This window comes from Psychrobacter sp. 72-O-c (assembly GCF_904846605.1).
Classification (GTDB): domain Bacteria; phylum Pseudomonadota; class Gammaproteobacteria; order Pseudomonadales; family Moraxellaceae; genus Psychrobacter.
On sequence record NZ_CAJHBI010000006.1, the window covers coordinates 94150 to 116602 of the forward strand.

The 22453-nt window shown below is 43.8% G+C and carries 18 protein-coding genes and 1 pseudogene; 6 read left to right on the forward strand and 13 right to left on the reverse strand.

What is annotated here, in order from left to right; all coding sequences use genetic code 11:
- Positions 1–38: 38 nt before the first annotated feature.
- From JMX97_RS03330 to JMX97_RS03365, 8 genes are all read right to left on the reverse strand, one after another.
- Positions 39–1052, reverse strand: a complete 1014-nt coding sequence (locus JMX97_RS03330) for a formate dehydrogenase accessory sulfurtransferase FdhD (protein ID WP_201555400.1) — start codon at positions 1050–1052, stop codon at positions 39–41.
- Between the two features lie 111 nt (positions 1053–1163).
- Positions 1164–3551 carry an FdhF/YdeP family oxidoreductase gene (locus JMX97_RS03335; RefSeq protein WP_201555401.1) on the reverse strand — a complete coding sequence of 796 codons (2388 nt, stop codon included), beginning with the start codon at positions 3549–3551 and terminating at the stop codon, positions 1164–1166.
- 382 nt (positions 3552–3933) lie between these two features.
- A complete protein-coding gene (locus tag JMX97_RS03340) occupies positions 3934–4728 on the reverse strand; it encodes an ABC transporter ATP-binding protein (protein WP_201555402.1) in 795 nt (264 codons plus the stop codon).
- A 92-nt stretch (positions 4729–4820) separates the two neighbouring features.
- Complete coding sequence (locus JMX97_RS03345) at positions 4821–5720, reverse strand: ABC transporter permease (protein ID WP_201555403.1); 900 nt, start codon at positions 5718–5720, stop codon at positions 4821–4823.
- Between the two features lie 404 nt (positions 5721–6124).
- Entirely contained in the window at positions 6125–7147 is a 1023-nt protein-coding gene (locus JMX97_RS03350; RefSeq protein WP_201555404.1) for an ABC transporter substrate-binding protein, read from the reverse strand.
- Between the two features lie 64 nt (positions 7148–7211).
- Entirely contained in the window at positions 7212–8270 is a 1059-nt protein-coding gene (locus tag JMX97_RS03355) for an ABC transporter substrate-binding protein (protein ID WP_201555405.1), read from the reverse strand.
- Between the two features lie 340 nt (positions 8271–8610).
- Positions 8611–10725: a methionine--tRNA ligase gene (metG, locus tag JMX97_RS03360; RefSeq protein ID WP_201555406.1), complete on the reverse strand. Its 2115-nt coding sequence runs from the start codon at positions 10723–10725 to the stop codon at positions 8611–8613.
- Between the two features lie 405 nt (positions 10726–11130).
- Positions 11131–12618 (reverse strand): GntP family permease, encoded by a 1488-nt coding sequence (locus JMX97_RS03365; RefSeq protein WP_201555407.1) that lies wholly within the window; start codon positions 12616–12618, stop codon positions 11131–11133.
- A 396-nt stretch (positions 12619–13014) separates the two neighbouring features.
- Between JMX97_RS03365 and JMX97_RS03370 the strand changes: the two genes are divergently transcribed.
- From JMX97_RS03370 to dcd, 6 genes and pseudogenes are all read left to right on the forward strand, one after another.
- Positions 13015–13728 (forward strand): CoA transferase subunit A, encoded by a 714-nt coding sequence (locus JMX97_RS03370; RefSeq protein WP_201555408.1) that lies wholly within the window; start codon positions 13015–13017, stop codon positions 13726–13728.
- Positions 13729–13789: 61 nt separating this feature from the next.
- A complete protein-coding gene (locus JMX97_RS03375; protein WP_201555409.1) occupies positions 13790–14419 on the forward strand; it encodes a CoA transferase subunit B in 630 nt (209 codons plus the stop codon).
- 78 nt (positions 14420–14497) lie between these two features.
- A complete protein-coding gene (locus JMX97_RS03380) occupies positions 14498–15298 on the forward strand; it encodes a 3-hydroxybutyrate dehydrogenase (RefSeq protein WP_201555410.1) in 801 nt (266 codons plus the stop codon).
- Between the two features lie 240 nt (positions 15299–15538).
- Positions 15539–16765 carry an iron-sulfur cluster carrier protein ApbC gene (apbC, locus tag JMX97_RS03385; protein ID WP_201555411.1) on the forward strand — a complete coding sequence of 409 codons (1227 nt, stop codon included), beginning with the start codon at positions 15539–15541 and terminating at the stop codon, positions 16763–16765.
- A gap of 251 nt (positions 16766–17016) precedes the next feature.
- Positions 17017–17493 (forward strand): annotated as a pseudogene (locus tag JMX97_RS03390) (DUF2804 domain-containing protein); the annotation flags it as partial.
- Between the two features lie 165 nt (positions 17494–17658).
- Positions 17659–18234 carry a dCTP deaminase gene (dcd, locus tag JMX97_RS03395; protein WP_201555412.1) on the forward strand — a complete coding sequence of 192 codons (576 nt, stop codon included), beginning with the start codon at positions 17659–17661 and terminating at the stop codon, positions 18232–18234.
- A 108-nt stretch (positions 18235–18342) separates the two neighbouring features.
- On the opposite strand, the gene JMX97_RS03400 is transcribed toward dcd, so the two are convergent.
- From JMX97_RS03400 to petA, 5 genes are all read right to left on the reverse strand, one after another.
- Entirely contained in the window at positions 18343–18789 is a 447-nt protein-coding gene (locus JMX97_RS03400; protein WP_201555413.1) for a ClpXP protease specificity-enhancing factor, read from the reverse strand.
- Between the two features lie 94 nt (positions 18790–18883).
- Positions 18884–19498 carry a glutathione S-transferase N-terminal domain-containing protein gene (locus JMX97_RS03405; RefSeq protein WP_201555414.1) on the reverse strand — a complete coding sequence of 205 codons (615 nt, stop codon included), beginning with the start codon at positions 19496–19498 and terminating at the stop codon, positions 18884–18886.
- A 252-nt stretch (positions 19499–19750) separates the two neighbouring features.
- Positions 19751–20464, reverse strand: coding sequence for a cytochrome c1 (locus JMX97_RS03410; RefSeq protein WP_201555415.1), 714 nt, complete (start codon positions 20462–20464; stop codon positions 19751–19753).
- On the reverse strand, positions 20464–21684 hold the full coding sequence (locus JMX97_RS03415; protein ID WP_413786388.1) for a cytochrome b: 1221 nt from the start codon (positions 21682–21684) through the stop codon (positions 20464–20466). Before JMX97_RS03415 ends, JMX97_RS03410 begins: the two co-directional genes overlap by 1 nt.
- A gap of 7 nt (positions 21685–21691) precedes the next feature.
- Positions 21692–22276 carry a ubiquinol-cytochrome c reductase iron-sulfur subunit gene (gene petA / locus JMX97_RS03420; RefSeq protein WP_201555416.1) on the reverse strand — a complete coding sequence of 195 codons (585 nt, stop codon included), beginning with the start codon at positions 22274–22276 and terminating at the stop codon, positions 21692–21694.
- Positions 22277–22453 lie beyond the last annotated feature (177 nt).

Sequence of the window (22453 nt, forward strand, 5' to 3'; positions counted from 1 at the left end):
TTTGTTCAACTTGTCCAAAAACTTAATTTCTTAATAAACTAAAGGCCTGAATAATAAGTCACTCTATTATCACGTAAAAACCCCGCCAGCCCCAGCCCATAGCGCTGAGCGACACGTACTGCCGTACTGGTAGGCGCAGACATACCTACTAACCAAGGTATTTGAGTACGAACAGACTTCTGTACCAATTCAATCGACAATCGTGAAGTCATGATAACGCAGTCAATATCTGCTTTGTGTCGCAACTTCCAGCCAATGAGTTTATCAAGCGCATTGTGGCGTCCCACGTCTTCAAACAGGTGCAAATGCTGACCATACATAGTGGCAGCCGCATGGACCGCGCCCGTCAATTGATGCGTATGTTGCTTGGCATCGACTTGCGCTCGTATGTTCAATAAGCTATCAAGGCTTGGCATGGTTGCTGTATTTTTTTGCTCGGTCTGTTGCCTATGTTTTAAATAACCACTCAAATCTGGCAGCGCTTGCGCAAGTCCAGTCATACCGCACATACCGCATCCTGTTCTACCCGCAAGCTGCCGTTTTTGTGCTTGTATACGCTGATAGCAGCGCTGGTTTAATACCAGTTCCACCACATAAACATCATAGTCTTGTAACTGCTCTGAGAGTTGTTCAAGCGGTAGCGATTCATCGGTTGAGTCTCTAGTAAACAGTTCAAAACTTCTGCTATCCGTAAGCTGGGTTACTTCCCAATCGAGCAACTCATGGCTATGCTGAATCAAGCCCTCACTGAACAAAAACCCAACCGCTAAATAATCAAGCTGGCTGGGGCTGGCCATCAGTACCGCATAATGAATACCGTTGATGACAATAGCAATAGCCGCCTCTACAGCCAAGCTGGCTGACATACGATCAATATGAATCTCATCAAAGCCCTCAATACCAATATTATTGCGACCATACTCATTTGATTGATAAGAGTGTTTTTGCGCCATATGGTTACGTGCAAGCGGTGTCGCAGGCAACTCTAAATCTTCAGACATGCTATCTGCTGATACTTTGGCGCTATATTGGGTATTGTTTTCAACTATCATGAACGCTCGTTATATGGTGTTGTCATCGATATTGTTGTGGGTGTTACCTTTTTAAACGTCATTACCTTTTTAAATAGCATTATCACTATTAATTACCTTTGTTATTTCCTACTAAGCAGAGTCAGCTAGTCCAGCCGCTGCACTAACACGTTGCAAAACAACGGTTAATGACTTATACGCCGGTGTTCTAGAGTCTGGCGCATGAGTGTCTAAGTCGATTAAATCGTTACACTCAGGATAGTAGGTAGCGACGGCGTTGGCAGCAATATCCATCTCAGTTAATATTAGCGGCCCCAATGTGCGTTGCTCGTCTTTACTGTCTTGACGCGAGACCATAACTTTATCGCCCTTTTGCCAACCCAATCGGCTAATCTCATCAGGATGCATAAACAAAACATCACGACGATCTGTCTGCCGATAGCGATCTTGAAAGCCAAATATCATGGTATTAAATTGATCATGACTACGGACACTGGTTAATTGCCAAACCGCTTGTTCATTAGGCTGAGGTTTACTCTGAGAATTAGACTTAAAGACGTTTTGAACGTCATCAATATCGCTTATATGCTTTGAGTCTGAGTCTGAGTCAAGCGTCGATGTTGTCTTTGCCATTTGGCTAGCGACATAGGTAATAGGGTATTGCGGTACTTCAAACTGTGCTTTACCACTGTCGGTATCCCATTGACGATGGCGCGCAGGATGGAATAAATGAAAGCCACGCTCAGCGGCACGGATGCGATGGTTAAAGTTTTCAAAACCTTCAATAGCTTGAGCAATATAGTCACGAACGATGTCGAAGTCCTCGCTCATAGCTTGCCAAGGAATCGATGTTTCAGAGCCAAATAATTGCGTGGCAATATCGGCCACAATCTGCGCTTCAGATTTTAGAGTGTCACTAACAGGAGCAGTGCGGCCTTGGGTTGCCACAATCTGGCACATGGAGTCCTCAATCGTTGCAAATTGCTCACCTTTAGCAGTGGTTAGGCGTTCGATGCGACTCAAACACGGTAAAATGATATTATTCACACCTGGATGAAGCATGGTCTTATTAAGCTTGGTGGCGATAAAAACGTTAAGCTGAGTTTTTGTTAACGCTTGTTGAATGGCACTCGAATCAGGCGCAGCTACCGCATAATTACCGCCCATACTAACAAAAGCTTTGAGCTTGCTTTCTATTAAAGCTTTTGCCCCTGCGATGACATCGAGGCCGTCCTCCTGTGGCATTGAGCGCTTAAATACTTTTTCAAGGCTATCAAGTAAGCTTTGCTTGGGTCGCTCGTGGATACCCATCGTCCGATCCCCTTGCACATTAGAGTGCCCACGAATCGGCGACGCGCCTGCACCTTCAATACCGATCATGCCCATAAGTAATAGTAAGTTGGTAATCATGGCGACATTGTCTTCGCCTTGAACATGCTGGGTGATACCCATACCCCAAGTACAAATCGTTGCTGGACTGTCGGCAACGAGGCGAGCAATGTTTATAATCTCGTCTTTAGTAATACCGCAGCCGCGCTCGACATCTGACCAAGACTGCTGACGCAGCCAATGATCTAATGCCTCAAAACCTGAGGTATGGCTATCAATGAAGTCTTTATTAATTTTACCATTTTTGGTGAGCCATTTTGCTATGCCAGTCAAGAGCGCAACGTCACCACCGATTTGAATTTGAATAACGTCATCAACTATGTCGTCACTCTTTCCTGCCACCATATGTGAGGGCTTTTGCGGATTTCTAAATTTACTTAAACCCTGTTCTCGCATAGGGTTGATAGAAATAATTCGACAACCTTGCTTATGCGCATGAGCTAACATCTCAAGCATGCGGGGGTGATTGGTTGCCGGGTTTTGTCCGAATAACATTATAAGCTTGGCCTGCTCAAAATCCTCTAATACGACAGTTGCCTTGCCGACGCCCAATTGCTTGCCAAGCATCACCGAGGTGGGCTCGTGACACAGATTAGAGCAATCAGGTAAGTTGTTGGTACCAAAGCAGCGCACAAACAACTGATACATAAAGGCTGGCTCGTTAGTGACGCGCCCTGAGGTATAGAATAGCGCTTCATCTGGTGATTCAAGTTGCCCTAATTGCTCAGCGATACGCTCATAAGCTGCCTGCCAAGAGATAGCCACATAGCGATCTTGCGCCGCATCATAATATAGGGGCTCCGATAGTCGGCCGCTATGCTCAAGCTCATAGCCAGACCAACCTTGCAGCTCTTTTACCGTATGTTCAGCAAAAAAATTGGCATCTGCACGCGTAGACATGGCTTCGCTGGCAATCACCTTGATACCAGTCTCACAGACATCAAGTGTTTTGTGAGTCTTATGATCTGGCCAAGCGCAGCCCGGACAATCAAAACCATCTTTGGGCTGATTGCTACTCAATACACTCAAGCTACCTCGCAAAAAAGCGTCGTAATCCATCAGCTTACGAGTAGAAGCAATCAGCGCAGACCAACCGGCTGCGGGGTGCGTATAAACAGGAATTTTGCGCATGACAGATCTCATAAGTGAGTGAATAGGTAAATGACGATGAGTAAACGATACTAAATAATATTAAATGATATCTACAGAATAGCCAGTAAAAAATTGCAACTCTATCGCATCGTTACTTCTGCTTAACAGGAGTATTTTAAGACAAAAAAGCATAATTGAAGACTCAGAAGTGCCGATTTGTACGGTAAAGACATAGCGCTCGGATGTGATAAAAAACCTTTGGATTTGGTAGTCGTAAACTCGTGCTGCTAATATTTCTTGTATAATTAATAGCAATAGAGATCTTATACATAAATACGGCCACAAAAAAACACCTGCTATAAAACAGGTGTTTTCTTTGGTTTGAGAACAGCCAGCCTAACCACACTTAGATCTAAATTGATTAACTTAAAATCAAACTGTCATCGTCGACTTTTTCGCCACGAGTTTGCTCAAACATATCGAGTAAATCATGGACGGTCATACCTTCACGTCTTTCGCCAGAGACATCGAGTACCACTTCACCTTGGTGTAGCATCACGGTTCTAGTACCATGCGCCAATGCTTGCTGCATTGAGTGGGTGACCATCATAGTCGTCAGATTATTGTCAGTGACAATCTGATCGGTCAATTTTGATACAAACGCCGCGGTCTTAGGATCAAGAGCAGCCGTATGCTCATCGAGCAACAATATTTTGGACGGTTGCAACGATGCCATCAATAGGCTTACTGCTTGGCGCTGACCACCTGACAATAACCCCATACGATCCGTTAAACGATTCTCTAACCCCAGTTTAAGTACGGCAAGCTTTTCTCGAAACAGCTCACGGTTACCTGAGTTTAAAGCAAGACTCAAACCACGCTTATCGCCGCGCTTATAGGCTAAAGCCATATTCTCTTCAATAGTTAGCGCCTCGCAAGTTCCGGCCATCGGGTCTTGGAACACGCGCGCTACCCAATGGGCACGTTGATAGGTGGTTTTTTTGGTGACATCGATACCATTGAGCAGGATTGAGCCACTATCCACTAGATTCGTACCACTGACTGCATTCAAAAACGTTGATTTACCTGCACCATTAGTACCAATGACGGTAACAAACTCACCATCGGCGATATTTAAATTAATACCGCGTAAAGCTGGGTTTTCAATAGGCGTTCCTGGATTAAAGGTCAACCGCAAATCTTTGGCTTGCATCATATCTGTTATTCCTTAATTATTATTCCTTATGCTTTATTCAAGCTTAACGAGTACAGTCGCTATCATCATTGTTTTACTGTTATTCGTTGAGCTTAAACGCGCAATTTACGACTTAAAAACCTATTCTTGGCTTTTGGTAGCACCAATGCAAACACGACCAACAATGCGGTGATTAAGTTTAAATCTTGCGGGCCAAAGCCAATACTACGCAAAATATCACTTGATAGTGCCACCTGAATAAATAACTTATAAAGGATAGCGCCGATAATAACGGCAATGGTAATAAGCCAAATACGCTTGGCGGGAATAATGGTTTCACCAATGATGACCGCGGCCAGACCAATGACAATGGTACCGATACCGATAGAGATATCTGCGCCACCTTGGGTCTGTACAAACAGTGCGCCTGCTAAGGCAATTAGACCGTTAGAGACTGCCATACCGATAATGGTCATCCACGAGGTATTAATACCTTGGGCTTGCGCCATCTTTAGGTTGGAGCCGGTCGCGCGCATAGACAGGCCGGTTTCAGTACTATAAAACCAATCCAAGAATAGCTTGGCCAATATTACTACCACGCCGATAATTAAGCAGCGCATCCAGTAACCATTACCGTCGGTAACCAGCGTACTAAATACAGTGTTTTCACCCAGTAGCGGTAAGTTTGGCGCACCCATAATTCGTAAGTTGACAGAATATAGCGCGACCATCACTAAAATACTGGCTAATAGCTGTAAGATACCGAGCTTGACATGTAGCCAGGCAGTGACGATACCCGCTACTGAGCCTGCAAGCATACCAAAGGCACAAGCCAGCCAAGGATTGATGCCAGCGACAATAGAGACACCGGCAACCGCGCCACCTAACGGAAAACTTCCGTCTGCTGTTAAATCAGGAAAATCAAGAGTACGAAATGAGATAAGGACGCCAAGCGCCACTAGGCCATAAATCAGACCGCTTTCAAGCGCACCAAAAAAAGCAATTAAGGACATAAGGTATCAGTAAGTCATAACCAAGCGTTCAGCAACCAAGGCGATTAATAGATGTGTGTCAGTTACTAATATCAGGTACTAGGGTCAGTGACTAGCATCATTAATAAGCGCCTATAAACCGAACGACTAAGCGGTGAATTTAACAGATCAAACAATCTGCGGTTAGGGTAAACCAGAACATGTCACAACGAGCAATTATGATAAGCTACTTTGGTTAGAAACACTCCAAGTTTTTAAAACTTTCAAATCGCTTAAAAAATAAGCCCAGCTGATTGAGCTATAGCTGGGTTTTGTGCGTTCAACAAGTAGCATTATTACTTTAAAGACAGGCGACCATTATTTATTAAGCATTAACTAAGCTTCAATATAGTCGTCTGTCTCATACTGCGAGTAATAAAAAAGCGCTATTCTACCACTTCTTTTGCTTTGTCGATAACGGCTTGTGGCAAAGTGATGCCTTCAGCTTCAGCGTTCTTTGGGCTGACATATAAATTAAGAGCCTGCGGCGTATAAACAGGGATATCGCCCGCTTTTTCACCGTTTAAGATACGCACCACGATTTTTCCCGTTTCGCGACCAAGGTCATAATAGTCAACGCCTAATGCGGCAATGGCACCGCGCGCAACAGAGCTGGTATCAGAAGCAATCAGCGGTATTTTACTTTCTCTGGCCACTTGAAACAGCGACTCATAGGCAGATACAACATTATTATCGGTTGAGGTATAGATCATATCGACCTTACCTTCTAAGCTACGTGCTGCCATGGCGATATCAGTACTACGCTGGGCAGGAGCTTCGTGCACAGTTATCCCAAGCGGTGCTAGTTTTTCTTTTAGATTCTCTAGGATAATAGTTGAGTTCACCTCACCTGGACTATAGACGTAGCCAACATTCTTTAAGTTTGGAATAATTTGGCGCATTAAGGCAATTTGTGGTTCATAAGGAAGCGCATCAGAGCCACCGGTGACATTGGTACCAGAACCATCAAGTGTAGGTACCAATTTGGCTTCAACAGGGTCAGTGACGGCTGAGAATACCAATGGAATAGTACTGGTTGCAGCAGCAACCGACTGCGCCGATGGCGTACCAATAGCGACGATAACGTCTGAGTTGTCTGCGACAAACTGCTTGGCAATTTGACCAGCGGTAGCCGTATTACCTTGGGCGCTTTGGAAGTTAACGGTTAAGTTTTCGCCTTCTTTAAAACCAGCTTCATTCAGCTCATCGATAACGCCTTTACGCACTTCATCAAGCGCTGGATGCTCAACGATAGCCGTAATAGCGACCGTCTTCATAGCCGTAGCAGCATCGCCACCAGCGGCGTCATTAGCGGTCGTATCTTGTGCTGACTGATTACAACCAGTCAAGATAGCGGTACAAACACCGCCCCATAATAGAGCTTTGGCAAAACGATTTTGATACAACATGGGTCTTACTCCTAAAAATAATAATGTGTCCGTACAATAAATAAAGGATAGCGTCTAATCGCAGTTATTTGTTTGCCGTTTGGGTTTTTGTATCGACATTGACTGCGTTCTTAAGCATGTCCGCTGGTAAGCTAACGCCTTGTGCCTTGGCGTGTTTAGGACTGACGTATAATGTCAGATCATTCATTACTTCTGGCTTAATCGTGTTGACCGCTTCACCATTTAAGATGCGGTAAACCATCTTGCCAGTAACCCGTCCAAAATCATAATCATTAACACCCAGAGCTGCGGTTGCGCCGCGCTGAACGCTAAACTCATCAGAGGCGACGATAGGCATTTGGATCTCGTTAGCCGCCTGAGTCATCGCTTCAAAAGCAGAAGCCACGTTATTATCAAATGAGGTGTAAATGATATCGGCGCGTCCTTGTAAGCTGCGCGTTGCCATACCAATATCAGTGGGGCGGTTGGCTGGGATATCTAGTAAGGATAGACCTCGTGCCGGTAAGGCTTCTTTAAGATTATCACGTAACGATACTGAATTAGCTTCGCCAGGGCTATAAACATAACCAATAGTCTTAATGCTTGGCTTAATTTTCTGTAATAAATCCAGCTGCGGCTCTAGAGGCAGTTGGCTTGATAAACCCGTTAAATTGTCTTGAAACGGCTTACCGTCTGCGGTGATTAGCTTAGCACCAAGTGGGTCTGATACTGCGGTATAGACAATCGGTATCGTAGTCGTTGCCGCAACGACAGACTGCGCTGATGGAGTGGAGATAGCGACAATGGCATCTGGGTTGTCCCCAGCAAACTGTTTGGCAATCTGACCAGCCGTTGCGGTGTTACCTTGCGCGCTTTGGAAATTAACTTTTAAGTTCTTACCTTCGACATAACCATTGTCTGCCAACTCATCGATGATGCCGCGGCGCATGTCATCAAGCGATGGATGCTCGACAATTTGGGTGATGGCCAGTGTTTTGGCCGGTTTTTCTGCGTTAGCGGTAGTAGTATCAGTCTCCGCCGCAGGTTCAGTAGAGGAGTTTGAGCAGCCCATTAGGCCAAGCGTACTGATGGCACTAATAGCAGCTCCGCACAGGCTTAGGCGTAGAGTTGTGGCAATAGTCATTATTAGGTTGGCTCTTAGGTTAGAAAATGCAGGTTAGCCGAATAGCAACATTAACTCTGCGATAGCGGGCTAACATTGAAGCGATCGTTTCCTTGATCATGATGTCTATATTATGACAGTAATGTAACCAATGGCAATAAGAAATTAAAGCGCTTTTGTCATCGGATTTATTAAGGTAATTGTTCGCTCATTTGTTGCTGATATTTTTAGGTTTTGCTATGAGTATTCAATGATAATAAAGGCTATAAAAAAGATGCCATAAAGACATCTTTTTTATTATCAACTTTATTTTTACTATAAGCTTTGATAGCTAAATCTTTAGCTGAACGCGTTAAGTCATTTAGGCGAGAACATCACCAATAACGGCAGCGTCTGGTAATGTAATAACCACCAGCGACGTCTTTGGATCGCCTGACGATAATACCATGCCTTCTGAGATGCCAAACTTCATCTTTCGCGGGGCAAGGTTGGTAACGCAAATCACCTTTTTGTCTACCAATTGTTCAGGCTCATAAAATTTACGAATACCGCTGAACACATTACGTGGTTGGGCCTCACCGACATCTAGAGTGAACTGCAGTAGCTTATCAGCGCCTTCAACATAATTACAGGCTAAGACGTGGGCAACTTTCATCTCAATCTTGGCAAAATCGTCAATGCCAATGTAATCGGCTTCCTCATCACTGTTTGTAGTATTGTCCTCAGTGGATTTAGCTTGAGTGCTTTTAGCAACATCAGTATTGGTTGCTGTTTGGCTAGTGCTTAGGGCTTCAGTTGGGGCTAACGATGCTTTTGAGGCTTCAACCATGGCCGCGACATCTTTTTCTTCAATACGCTGCATGAGTGGTTTGAACTTATTGATTTTATGTCCCAGCAACCATTGATTACGACTGGCAAAGCTTAAGTCTTCAATGTTTAAGAATTCTTTGGCATTATTAGTGAGCTCAGGCAATACGGGTGCTAAATACACCATCAACTGACGGAAGATATTAATCGCCACTGAGCAGACGTCTTGTACTTCTTGCTCTTTACCTTCAAGCTTAGCAAGCGCCCAAGGTTTTTTGTCATCGATATACTCATTGGCTTTGTCAGCGCACTGCATGATTAAGCGCATAGCGCGTGAGAACTCGCGGTTCTCATAAGCGGCCGCAATCTCGTCACCAGTTTTGGTAATGTCTTCTAATAGACGCGGCTCAGCACAAATCTCTGATAGCATACCATCATATTTTTTGACCAAAAACCCAGCACTGCGACTGGCGATATTAACCACTTTACCAACCAAGTCAGAATTGACCTTTTGCATAAAGTCTTCTAAATCGAGGTTAATATCTTCAACTTTATCAGATAGCTTGCTAGCAAAGTAATAACGTAGATATTCAGGATGTAAATGGTCAGCGTAAGTTTCGGCCTTGATAAAAGTACCGCGCGACTTACTCATCTTCTCGCCATTGACCATCAGGAAGCCGTGGGCAAAGACCCCGGTTGGTGTGCGGAATTCACTACCGGCAAGCATAGCTGGCCAAAATAAGGCATGGAAGTAAACGATATCTTTGCCAATGAAGTGATAAACCTCAGTTTTATGTTCATTTTCTTGCAACCAATAATGGTCAAAGTCTAGGGCGTCATCGGTGCCAGCGCGCTGATCGCATAGGTTCTTAAAGCTGGCCATATAACCGACAGGAGCGTCAAGCCACACATAAAAGTACTTGTCCGGCTCATCGTTTGGGGTATCGGGTATTTGAAAACCAAAATAAGGCGCATCGCGGGAAATATCCCAGCTAGCAAGGCCGGAATCGAACCATTCCTGTAACTTATTAGCAATCGCAGGTTGCAAGCGATTATCGCTGCGTGTCCAGTCTTGCAAGAATTGCTCAAACTCGGGCAAATCAAAGAAATAGTGCTTGGACGTTTTGAGCGTTGGCGTCGCGCCTGATAGTGTGGACTGCGGGTCTTTGAGTTCGGTCGCATTGTACGTTGTGCCGCACACTTCACAATTATCGCCATATTGGTCAGGGGCTGCGCATTCAGGACAAGTGCCTTTGACAAAACGATCCGCTAAAAACAGCTGTTTTTCGGGGTCAAAAAGCTGTTCGACGTCATGGGTAGAGATATGTCCGGCGCTATTAAGCCTACGATAAATTAGCTCAGAGAAATGCTGATTTTCTTCTGAATGAGTCGTATGATAATTATCAAACTCAATCAAAAACTTAGCAAAGTCAGCTTCATGTGAAGCTTTAACCGTAGCAATCTGCTCTTCTGGCGTGATGCCATTGTCTTCGGCTTTGAGCATAATAGCCGTGCCGTGTGCATCATCGGCGCAGACATAGGTGACCTGATGGCCTTGCGCTTTCATTGCGCGCGCCCAAATGTCAGTTTGAATGTATTCTACAAGATGCCCCAAATGAATGTAGCCATTGGCGTAGGGCAGGGCACTGGTTACTAAAATCTCACGCACAAAATCACCTATATCATAATATAAACGGGTTAATTATCAAACGTCATAAGCCATTCATTGATAGCTATTAGTAGACGCGATGTTATTATAAAGTCTAAAAGCTATGAAAACTAAAAAAATGGTTTCTATGATACCGTAATTCAGCCGAATTTGTGCCATTGCTTAGTAAGTATCTTTATAACGTTCGCAGTAATAATCTCATGATGTGCTCATTAGAAAGGCACTCATTTTCTCTTCTATTGGTAAAGTCTCTGAACGCTCTTGCTGATTATCAGCAACAACAAAACCCAATCGACTACCAACCAATTGGGTTTTGTTGTTAAATATTTAGCTCAGCACTTTTTAAAGTTTAGATATCCTCTAGAACGAGCTAAGTTAAAACGGACTAAACCAAAAGGAACTAGGCTAGAACGAACCAAATAGCGTGCCTAAGATAATGACTGCTACCACAGCAATTAGTGGAATAACCATAGTTACCATCGCTAGGTTGAGATAAGACTGTTTATGGGTCAAACCACAAATTGCAAGGAGGGTGATGACCGCGCCGCTGTGCGGTAAAGTATCAAGTCCACCTGCCGCCATAACTGCGACTCGATGCATCAATTCTGGATCAATGCCTGCCTCGACTGCCATCCGTAAATAGTCTTCGCCTAAAGTTGTAAGGGCAATACTTAAACCACCCGATGATGAGCCTGTGATACCAGCAAGGGTCGTCATCGCTACCGCTTCTGAAATCAGTGGGTTATCAGGACTTAGGTTTAAGATACTGTCACGAATAATAAGGAAGCCTGCAAGTGAGGCAATGACTGCCCCATAACCGACTTCTGAACCGGTGTTAAAGATTGGCAACATCGAATCATAAGTACCACGGTTAATGGTTTTTTGTAGATCGTTCCAATGACCGATACGCAGTAGAATCAGCACCACACAAGCAATAATTAGCGAGATAATAATTGACCATAAGCCTAAAGAGCCAGCAATATTAAGGTCAGGGTATTGAGTTTGCAGATTGCTAAAATCCATGGACGGAAAAATAGCGTAAGTCAGTAAGGCGTTTAAGCCAATGACCAAGACCAGCGGTATCATTGCAATGCCAAATGAAGTGTGATGGGTATCACGTGCCTCGGCGGCTGTTGCTAAGTTGCTTTGCGCCACATTGCTTTGAGCGTCATTATTCTGTTCATCATTGTTGCTTGCTTTTTCATTTTTAATAGCACCGCTTTCGCCCTCAAACTCATCATCATGCTGACCATAGCCTTCACCCACAGCGTTGGCTTTGTTCGCTCGCGACTGTAGCCACAACCAACCAAAGATAAACATAATCGTACCGCCGATGATACCTAGAATAGGCGCGGCAAACACGTTAGTATTATAGTAAGGAATTGGAATGGCGTTTTGAATCGCAGGCGTGCCTGGTAGCGCGGTCATGGTAAAGGTAAATGAGCCTAGCGCAATGGCAGCTGGTATCAAGCGCTTAGGAATATCAGCGGCTTTGAACAAGTCTTTGGCGATGGGATAGATAGCAAAGGCCACGACGAACAAGGAGACACCGCCATAAGTCAAAATGGCACAGACTAAAATGACTGCAAGGATTGCTTTGCTTGCGCCGAGTTTTTTGACTACAGTATTGGCAATCGCTGTCGCAGCACCTGAATCTGCCATCAAGCGACCAAATAGCGCACCTAATAAGAAAATAGGGAAGAATTTGAGCAAGAAGCCACTCAATGCGGACATAAAAACATCAGTATAAGCAGGAATACTGCTTAAGAAATCTCCTGATAAAAATACCGCTAAAATCGCCATAATCGGTGCCAAAATCAGCACGGAGTAACCACGATAAGCAAAGAACATCAATAATAATAAAGTAATAACAATGGCAAGTATGCTAAACATGAGCGCCTCTCCTTGGCATAAAAAAATTGGCAATTATGTAGTGCTTGTCGTTATAGGTCAATACGTCATTTAAATTTAAAAATACCACTTAGCAGTGTGATATCGATAAATGTTTCGTATTTAATGAACACTTGTGCTGTCTATATTCAGAATCGCCCAAACCAATCACTGCTACCACTCCCTTGATGTTATTTTCTAGTCGTAATAAGAATTATATGTTAAATTAACATAAGTATTTTAATTATCATATACTGATACAAAATGTATTGTTATTTATATTAATGACTGAGATTTTAGTTAATAGGGATAATCATACGATACAGACAAAAATACAGCGTGAACCAGTAACTTCTTCAAATACATAATAAGAAACATTAGACTGACAAGGAGATTAGTATGAGTCAATCAAAAGTATATAGCAGTGCTAACAGTGCGTTAGAAGGTATTATCAATAATGGACAGACCCTTGCCATTGGTGGCTTTGGCCTGTGCGGGATTCCTGAAGCTTTAATCGAAGCCTTACGTGATAGTGGCTTCAAGGATTTAACTTGCATCAGTAATAACGCTGGTGTCGATGATTTTGGATTGGGTTTGCTATTACAGACGCGGCAAATCAAAAAAATGATCTCCTCCTACGTGGGTGAGAATAAAGAGTTTGAGCGTCAATATTTAGCAGGCGAGCTAGAAGTTGAGCTGACCCCGCAAGGCACATTGGCTGAAAAATTACGTGCTGGCGGCGCTGGTATTCCAGCGTTTTATACCGCCACTGGTGTGGGCACGCTAGTTGCTGAAGGCAAAGAAACCCGTGATTTTGATGGTCGTACTTATGTGCTTGAACATTCATTAGTTGCTGATGTGTCATTAATTAAAGCGCAAAAAGCGGACAAATCGGGCAATTTAATATTCAATAAAACCGCTCGTAACTTCAACCCAGACTGCGCTATGGCAGGCAAAATTACTATTGCTGAAGTAGAAGAAATTGTAGAGATTGGCACGCTTGATCCTGATGAAATTCATCTACCGGGGATTTTTGTGCAGCGTATTGTATTAAATAGCAGCCCTGAAAAACGCATTGAAAAAACTACGACTAAAGCGGTTGAAGGTGCTTAGTTTTTAGTCAACAAATAACGCTACATCAATAATAGAATATTGTAAAAATAAGGAAGACATCATGGCATGGACAAGAGAACAGATGGCACAGCGTGCAGCGCAAGAATTAAAAGACGGCTATTATGTGAACCTTGGTATAGGATTACCAACCTTAGTTGCCAACTACATCCCTGAAGGTGTGGACGTTTGGTTACAGTCAGAAAATGGCTTACTAGGTATTGGCGAGTTCCCAACAGCAGACAAGGTCGATGCTGACTTGATCAATGCTGGCAAGCAAACGGTCACTACGGAGCCGGGTGCTAGCTATTTTAGTAGTTCAGAATCCTTTGCAATGATTCGCGGCGGTCATGTCAACCTGGCGATTTTAGGCGCGATGGAAGTCTCAGAGCAAGGAGATCTAGCCAACTGGATGATTCCTAAAAAGATGGTAAAAGGCATGGGCGGCGCGATGGATTTAGTCGCAGGCGTACAGCGGGTGATTGTGCTAATGGAGCAGGTCAATAAGCATGGTGATCCAAAAATTCTTGCTAATTGTGAGTTGCCATTAACCGGTAAAGGTGTGGTTGATCGCATTATCACTGAGCTTGCGGTGCTGGACGTCACTGACAAGGGTCTAAAATTAGTTGAGCTGGCAGAAGGCGTTAGCTTCGATGAACTACAAGAAAAAACCCCAGTGACGATTATCCAATAGCGGTTGTCCAGTAGCGGGTAATTAATTAGGCCACTGCTACTTGATAAAAATGTAATAAGAATAGAACAAGGATAAATCATGGCGACTCAATTACAACAAGATTTAACCGGCAAGGTCGCTCTCATCACTGGTGCCGCGAGTGGCATTGGGCGTGATATTGCTGAGACTTATGCCCAAGCAGGGGCTGCAGTTGGTATTGCTGATATAAATCTTGACGCTGCACAGCAAACCGTTAGCGCTATTGAAGCAGCTGGAGGAAGAGCATTAGCCATCGCGATGGATGTCACTTCTGAGCAAGCAGTGAACGATGGCATACAAAAGCTGGTCGATACCTTTGGTGGTATTGATATTTTGGTGTCTAATGCCGGCATTCAAATCATTGATCCTATTGATAAAATGTCTTTCTCCGACTGGAAAAAGATGCTAAATATTCACTTAGATGGTGCATTTCTAACCACCAAAGCGGCCATTCAGTACATGTATAAAGACAATAAGGGTGGCACGGTCATCTACATGGGTTCAGCGCATTCGCATGAAGCGTCACTGTATAAAGCGCCTTATGTCACCGCCAAGCATGGTTTGCTCGGTTTATGCCGTGTACTTGCGAAAGAAGGCGCTGAGCATAACGTACGCTCGCATGTCATCTGCCCTGGGTTTGTAAAAACACCACTGGTCGAAAAGCAAATTCCACAGCAAGCCGCAGAAAAAGGCATCAGTGAAGAGTCCGTTATTAACGATATCATGCTGGTCAATACGGTAGATAAAGAGTTCACCACCGTTGATGATATTGCTCAATTGGCACTGTTTTTGGCAGCCTTCCCAACCAATGTTTTTACCGGTCAATCTATCGTTGCCAGTCATGGCTGGTTTATGAACTGATTGATTAGTAAATGGGTTAGCTGTGCCATATATAGATCGATATATTTGAAAATGAGTCATCTATCACCATAATGTCAGACTTACTGGCGTTGTGGTTTTTTTGTGGTCGTAATTCGGCTACACTAATAGGCTTAATAGCGTTCGCGTCTATTTTTATTTTATTGTCGTTAGGTTAATTTATCGCCAATTTCATAATAATAATGCCACACTTACATATTCTTATAGACAGTAAAGGTAGCTATGTTTAATTTTATAAAAAAAATAACCCCCTCAAAACCTGAAACCTCAGAGCAGCGAGCAGCACGTGATAGCGCCGTTGATAAGGTGCTGCTAGGTTATGAAGTGGGTGAGACCAGTATTGCACAGATGGTAACCGGATTAGATCGTGACGGTGATCAGCTCACTTTAGATTTGCGCCTACCACAAGACAGCGATCCCGAAGCCATTCAGCAAGAGCTGGGACAGCTGCTGCAACCTCATGGTATCAAAGCGATTCATATGAATGTGCGTTTGCCAGCGTCTGCTAAAGGTGCGTCTGCAAGCTTGCCTAAGAGCATGCCAAAAACGACTGATGCCATGAACAAGTCATCCAGTGCTTCTCAGGCTCCAGCACAATCTAACCCTGATCCAGAACCACCTATTAGCAAAGCAGCTCCCACCCAAGCATCACTGTCTTCGCATCCACATATTCGCCATATTATCGTGGTAGCTTCTGGTAAAGGCGGGGTCGGTAAATCAACCACTACTGTTAATATTGCCTTGGCATTACAAAAGCTTGGTAACCGTGTTGGCGTGCTCGATGCGGATATTTACGGACCCAGTATGCCTACTATGCTAGGCGTTGCTGATGTAAGGCCTGAGCTAGAAAACGAGCAATTTATACCGGTTAATGCTCATGGTTTAGCGATGTTATCTATTGGCAGCTTGCTTGATGGTGATAATACGCCTGTGGCATGGCGCGGGCCGAAAGCGACCGGTGCACTAATGCAACTGTTTAACCAGACCAATTGGCCACAGCTTGATTATCTAGTTATTGATATGCCGCCCGGCACCGGTGATATTCAGCTGACGCTAGCGCAGCGCATTCCAGTAACTGGCGCTGTTATTGTGACTACTCCGCAGCATATTGCGCTACTTGATGCCCAAAAAGGTATCGAGATGTTTAATAAAACCAGTATTCCGGTATTAGGTGTGGTGGAGAACATGGCGCTACATACCTGTAGCAATTGTAATCATACAGAGGCAATCTTTGGAGTTGGCGGCGGCGAGCGTATCGCTGAACAATATCACGTGCCATTATTAGGACAGCTACCACTAGCTACTGGTATCCGCGCCCAAGTGGATAAAGGTGAGCCAAGCGTCTTAGCCGATGATGAATTTGCGCCGTACTATATAAGTATTGCCAAAAAAATTGAAGCCAATATCGATAAATTTGCTAAGCCTGTGGATGATAAGCGTATTTTTTAGCTGGTTGAGCAGTATGGACAAAATAAACTGAATAGAATGTATTGTTATTAATAAACAAGGATGTTAATTAATATGACGGCATTATCTGCTAAAAGTAGCTATCAGTCTCGACCTACTATTGATAACCTCATTCAAAATGGTCAACCGACCTTCGGGGTCTTTGCTCAAGTCAAAGCTCTCTACTGATCAAACCGTGTTCGCAATTTCATACAGAAATTCAAACTGTCCAAACCAACTTTACCGATGAGACTATTGCCAACTTAGATTGGACACTGGGCTATATGCGTCATGAGACCAATTGGTTTTGGACCTGTATTAATAGCTACTTACCGGATGGTCGCCACTTTTTATTGAATTTATCCATGGGTGTTAACGAAACGGGAATGAGTGAAAACGCTTGCTGGCTTGATGGACAAATCTTTTATTTACCGCCCGTATTATTTTCTCGCAATGAAATTAACTTACAAAATAAAAGTAACCAAAGTACAGATGCTAATAGGCCGCAGCCTTGGCGCATTTACCATCAGAATCTCGGCTGGAGCAAGGTTGATATCGACTTGACGTTTACACCTATTACTGTTTATGAAAAAACCGATAACTTTGGTGTGATTGCCAGTATCTTTGAGCAATGGCTTGGTGAGTATAGTGGCGAGATTCGGATAGGAGACCAGGTTGTTAAAGTTGATAAAGTAATAGGATTAGCTGAAGATCACTTTGCCAAGTGGTAAGTACTAAGTGATAAGTGCTGAGTCATATTCATTATAGATTTACTTTAAACGCAGCCAAGCCTATAAATTGTGCACTCAATTCCGTATAATCATCGCTATCAAAATACTAGTAAGATCATAACTGCTATTCAATATCTGCTGTTAAATATTCGCTAAGGAATAACAATGTCTATCAAATCTGACCGCTGGATTCGTCAAATGGCTGAAGCTCATGACATGATTGAGCCATTTGAAGCCGGTCAAGTACGCTTTAATGACGACGGAGAGCGCTTGATTAGTTATGGTACCTCAAGCTACGGTTACGATGTGCGCTGTGCACCTGAGTTCAAGGTTTTTACCAACGTCCATTCAGTGGTTGTCGATCCAAAAAACTTCGATGAAAGAAGCTTTATTGATATCGTCGGTGATGAGTGTATTATTCCGCCCAACTCATTTGCACTGGCACGTACGGTTGAATATTTTCGCATTCCACGTGACGTGCTGACTATTTGCTTAGGTAAATCGACCTACGCACGCTGCGGTATTATCGTCAATGTCACGCCACTTGAGCCAGAGTGGGAAGGGCATGTGACCTTAGAGTTTAGTAATACTACCAATTTACCGGCACGTATTTATGCTGGCGAAGGGGTCGCACAGATGTTATTTTTCCAAAGTGATGCTGATGATGTTTGCGAGACCAGCTATAAAGACCGCGGTGGTAAATACCAAGGTCAAAAAGGCGTGACACTACCAAGAACGTAGTAGTGATTAAAGCTTAGCCTTTGGTAGATAAGCAACAAACAAAAAAGCTGGACGTATCCAATACGCCCAGCTTTTTTATGTTTATATAAAATTAAACCACCAAGTCTATTACTTTAAAACTTTTAAGCCGGCTTTATTATCACGTTTAGCCTTAGTAGACCCAGTAGTTGTATTTTGCTTAGCTGATGACCCAGAGGCATCGTCTTCTGGTTGGTAGTTATCATATTCATTAGGGTCAAAAAACATCCCTTGTGAGTTTTCTTTGGCATAAATACCCAGTACCGCGGTAAGTGGTACCCAAATCTCTTGCGACACGCCACTAAAACGCGCGCTAAAGTGAATATAGTCGTTTTCTATACTCATATTACCGGTAGCGCGGCTGGCAATATTGAGCACAATACGACCATCTTGTACATGTTCGGTAGGGATCTGTACATTTTCAGCAGTGGCATCGACCATCAAGTATGGCGTGAGCGCATTATCTTCTATCCATTGATAAAGCGCGCGCACTATATATGGGCGGGTGGGAGTAATAGAAGTAGTGGGCTCGCTCATCTTATTATTTCCTGTGTTTACGGTATTAAGTTAATATTTTAACGAAATTATTGTCTGCTCGCTTTATTATTTAGCTTAGTTGATTATTGGTTAATCAGCGGACACTTTTCTGAAAACTTTCGCGTTCGAATAGGCGCGTTTGATAATCAAGTAAAGGACGGCTAATAGCTGGAGGTAAAGTGATACCCATCTCATCCAACCGCCATAATAGCGGTGCTAGCAGCACATCACACCAACCAAACTCGTCTGCCATAAAATAAGGTTTATGAGCAAATAGCGGTGATAAGGTAATCAAAGAATCGGTCAGCTGTTTTTTTGCCATAGCGGCTTGTGCTTTATTGAAGCTATCTGGGTGCATAAGCAGTCGTTTACCCAGTACCAACCAATCGCGTTGAATACGCCAAGCCAATTGCCGAAATTGCGCACGCCCTTGAGGGGTATCAGGCAAAAGCTTGTTAGTGTGATAACGTTCTTCGATATATTCAAAGATAACATTGATCTCATACAGCGCAATATCACGCTGCTGTAAAACAGGTAAAGTATGATAGGGGTTCAGCTCGGTTAGGTCTTCGGGACGCTCTGAGTGCAAGCGGGACAAATAATAAGCTAGCTTCTTTTCTTCAAGTAATAGGCGCACTACATGACTGTCGTAGCCATCATCAGCGTATAAAATAAGCTGACTACTTGGTATGTCATTCGCATCAATCATGAAAGCCTAATGTTAATAGTTAAGGCTGCCATCGTAAACAAAGTTACCCTGTTTATCAAGGTAGGAAGCGTAAACTAGGAGAGCTTACGTGATTTTTATCATACTGATTGATAACTTTTCGTCCTATTTTGCAATCATTTATCTAGGTAAATATAGATTCATAAAATACAAGAGATAAGTGTTTATTTACCCTAAAGTTAAATACGAAAAAGCACTACCGAAGTAGTGCTTTTTTTGAGAGATAAATTAAACTTACTTAACGTCTTTCCAGAACTCTTTATTCAGCAGATAGACCGGAATGAGCAAGACTAGTAAGAACAAAATGACAAAGAAGCCAATAACTTGACGATTATGACGATTAGGTTCCCCCATCCATGCCATGAAGTTAACCAAATCGCCCACTTCGCTTTCGAACTCTTCTTGACTCAAGCTTTGTTGCAGATTGTTCAGTACATGGGGCATCGCTGCGTTCTGTAGTACTAAGTTATTCGCACCCCAAGGACGGCTTGGATCTTCATAAAAAGTCAGTAGATAAGTATAGATCCAATCATCACCGCGTAATCTTGATTCAAGCGATAGATCTGGAGGCGCTGCCCCAAACCACGAGGCTTGAATGTCAGGATCAATCTCAGCATCGATGTGATCACCGATTTGATCGGTAGTCACCATCAAATACTTTTCGACCAGCTCAGGCGGTATTTCTAAGTCTTTAGCAATACGTGAATGGCGAACGTACTTCGCTGAGTGACAACCAGCGCAGTAGTTCATAAACAACTTCGCGCCGTTTTGTAGCGAGCCCTTATTGGTAAAATCAATCGGGGCTTCACTACAAGCTAAGTGCTCTTCAACACCTTCAGCGTTGGTGAATGTCCCGCATCCACTGCCTGCTGCCTGCGCAGTACCAGCGGTCAAGGTTAATGCCGCGCCTAAGCCCAAACCAGCTAGGGATTTTATTAGCGTGTTCATTAGTGACCTCCGGTAACGCGTTCTGGTGGCTGTTTACACTTCTCAATGGAGGTGTAAATGGGCATCAGTAAGAAAAACAAGAAATACAGTACAGTGAATACACGAGCCATGATTACTGCTGTTGGCGAGGTTGGCGTCGCACCTAAATAACCTAATACTAAGAAGCTAATCGCAAACACGGTTAAAGCAATTTTAGATAAGATACCTTTGTAGCGCATAGAGCGTACAGGGGATCTATCAAGCCAAGGTACCAAGAACAATACCGCAATCGCTCCACCCATCGCGATAACACCACCCAGCTTATCAGGAACCGCACGTAAGATAGCGTAGAACGGTGTGTAGTACCAAACTGGTGCAATATGTGCAGGCGTTTTCAGTGCGTTTGCAGCTTCAAAGTTAGGGGGTTCAAGGAAGAAACCGCCGCCTTCTGGGAAGAAGAATATTACTGCAGCGAAGCAAATAAAGAACACCACAATACCTACCATGTCGTGCACAGTATAGTAAGGATGGAACTCGATACCGTCTAATGGCACACCATTCTTGTCTTTGAGCTTTTTAATGTCAATACCATCAGGGTTGTTAGAACCCACATGATGCAGTGCCACTAAATGCATGAATACCAGACCGACTAATACTAGCGGAATAGCAACCACGTGTAGCGCAAAGAAACGGTTTAGAGTAATACCTGAGATGATGTAATCACCACGTACCCATTCAGCAAGCCCATCGCCAATAACCGGTAGAGCAGCGGGAAGGTTTAAGATGACCTGCGCGCCCCAGAATGACATGTTGCCCCATGGCAATAAGTAACCGAAGAAGCCTTCTGCCATTAAGGACAAGTAAATGCCCATTCCGATAAGCCAAATAAGCTCACGCGGCTTTTGGTATGAACCGTAGAGCAATGCTCTAAACATATGCAGATACACCACTACGAAGAACGCCGATGCGCCTGTAGAGTGCATATAACGGATCAGCCAGCCGCCTTTAACATCACGCATAATATATTCAACAGACGCAAATGCCCCTTCGGCACTTGGGTTGTACATCATGGTAAGCCAGATACCGGTGATTAATTGGTTGACCAATACCACCATTGATAAAACGCCAAAGAAATACCAAAAGTTAAAGTTCTTTGGTGCATAGTACTTTGACATATGGTATTCATAGGTTTCAGTCGCCGGAAAGCGCGCGTCCACCCAGTGCATAAGTTTTTTACCCATACTCATATTAAGCCTCCCCAACCGTCAAGATGGTACCATCCAAATTATAGTCTGGGATGGGTAAATTAAGCGGTGCAGGTACGCCACTATAGACGCGACCTGCTAAATCATACTTGGACCCGTGACATGGGCAGAAAAACCCACCATACCAATCATTACCACCTAGGTCAGCTGCGCCAACATCAGGACGGTAGTTCGGTGCACAGCCTAAATGCGTACACACGCCTTCAACAACCAATAGGCTTGGCTCTAAAGAACGCGTAGGATTCGTACAGTATTCAGGTTGTAAGGATTCGCTTGAATCAGGGTCAGCTAAGAGAGGCTTGACTGGTTCTAGTGTAGCCAACATCTCTTCGGTGCGCTTTACCACAAAGATAGGTTTACCGCGATATTTGATGACAATCATTTGTCCAGCTTCAACGGAACCGATATCTTGGGTAACCGCAGCTCCTGCAGCTTCTGCTTTGGCACTTGGAGTCCAAGAACGGACAAAAGGTGTCGCAACCGCAGCTACCCCAACCGCACCAATCGCGGCAGTCGTGGCAATCAGAACTCTACGGCGCTGTACATTAACGCCTTCGGCTTGGCTCATTAATACTTCCTCCAGGTGAATGAAATGGGATTATCCCACACTGGGTTTGTGGCTTAGAAATTTACAATATCAATAAACAAGCCACGTTAGCTGTGCCTGATTTTTCTAATTGTTGCTATTCTAAGCTATTTTGGTCATAAAATAAATTATTGTGTTAAAAATAAAACTATCTCAAGA

What these genes read in the sequence shown, in the direction of transcription:
- JMX97_RS03330 (WP_201555400.1), bottom strand. Translation starts at nt 1,052, where the DNA reads ATGATAGTTGAAAACAATACCCAATATAGCGCCAAAGTATCAGCAGAT.
- JMX97_RS03335 (WP_201555401.1), bottom strand. Translation starts at nt 3,551, where the DNA reads ATGCGCAAAATTCCTGTTTATACGCACCCCGCAGCCGGTTGGTCTGCG.
- JMX97_RS03340 (WP_201555402.1), bottom strand. Translation starts at nt 4,728, where the DNA reads ATGATGCAAGCCAAAGATTTGCGGTTGACCTTTAATCCAGGAACGCCT.
- JMX97_RS03345 (WP_201555403.1), bottom strand. Translation starts at nt 5,720, where the DNA reads ATGTCCTTAATTGCTTTTTTTGGTGCGCTTGAAAGCGGTCTGATTTAT.
- JMX97_RS03350 (WP_201555404.1), bottom strand. Translation starts at nt 7,147, where the DNA reads ATGTTGTATCAAAATCGTTTTGCCAAAGCTCTATTATGGGGCGGTGTT.
- JMX97_RS03355 (WP_201555405.1), bottom strand. Translation starts at nt 8,270, where the DNA reads ATGACTATTGCCACAACTCTACGCCTAAGCCTGTGCGGAGCTGCTATT.
- JMX97_RS03365 (WP_201555407.1), bottom strand. Translation starts at nt 12,618, where the DNA reads ATGTTTAGCATACTTGCCATTGTTATTACTTTATTATTATTGATGTTC.
- JMX97_RS03370 (WP_201555408.1), top strand. Translation starts at nt 13,015, where the DNA reads ATGAGTCAATCAAAAGTATATAGCAGTGCTAACAGTGCGTTAGAAGGT.
- JMX97_RS03375 (WP_201555409.1), top strand. Translation starts at nt 13,790, where the DNA reads ATGGCATGGACAAGAGAACAGATGGCACAGCGTGCAGCGCAAGAATTA.
- JMX97_RS03380 (WP_201555410.1), top strand. Translation starts at nt 14,498, where the DNA reads ATGGCGACTCAATTACAACAAGATTTAACCGGCAAGGTCGCTCTCATC.
- apbC (WP_201555411.1), top strand. Translation starts at nt 15,539, where the DNA reads ATGTTTAATTTTATAAAAAAAATAACCCCCTCAAAACCTGAAACCTCA.
- dcd (WP_201555412.1), top strand. Translation starts at nt 17,659, where the DNA reads ATGTCTATCAAATCTGACCGCTGGATTCGTCAAATGGCTGAAGCTCAT.
- JMX97_RS03400 (WP_201555413.1), bottom strand. Translation starts at nt 18,789, where the DNA reads ATGAGCGAGCCCACTACTTCTATTACTCCCACCCGCCCATATATAGTG.
- JMX97_RS03405 (WP_201555414.1), bottom strand. Translation starts at nt 19,498, where the DNA reads ATGATTGATGCGAATGACATACCAAGTAGTCAGCTTATTTTATACGCT.
- JMX97_RS03410 (WP_201555415.1), bottom strand. Translation starts at nt 20,464, where the DNA reads ATGAACACGCTAATAAAATCCCTAGCTGGTTTGGGCTTAGGCGCGGCA.
- JMX97_RS03415 (WP_413786388.1), bottom strand. Translation starts at nt 21,684, where the DNA reads ATGGGTAAAAAACTTATGCACTGGGTGGACGCGCGCTTTCCGGCGACT.
- petA (WP_201555416.1), bottom strand. Translation starts at nt 22,276, where the DNA reads ATGAGCCAAGCCGAAGGCGTTAATGTACAGCGCCGTAGAGTTCTGATT.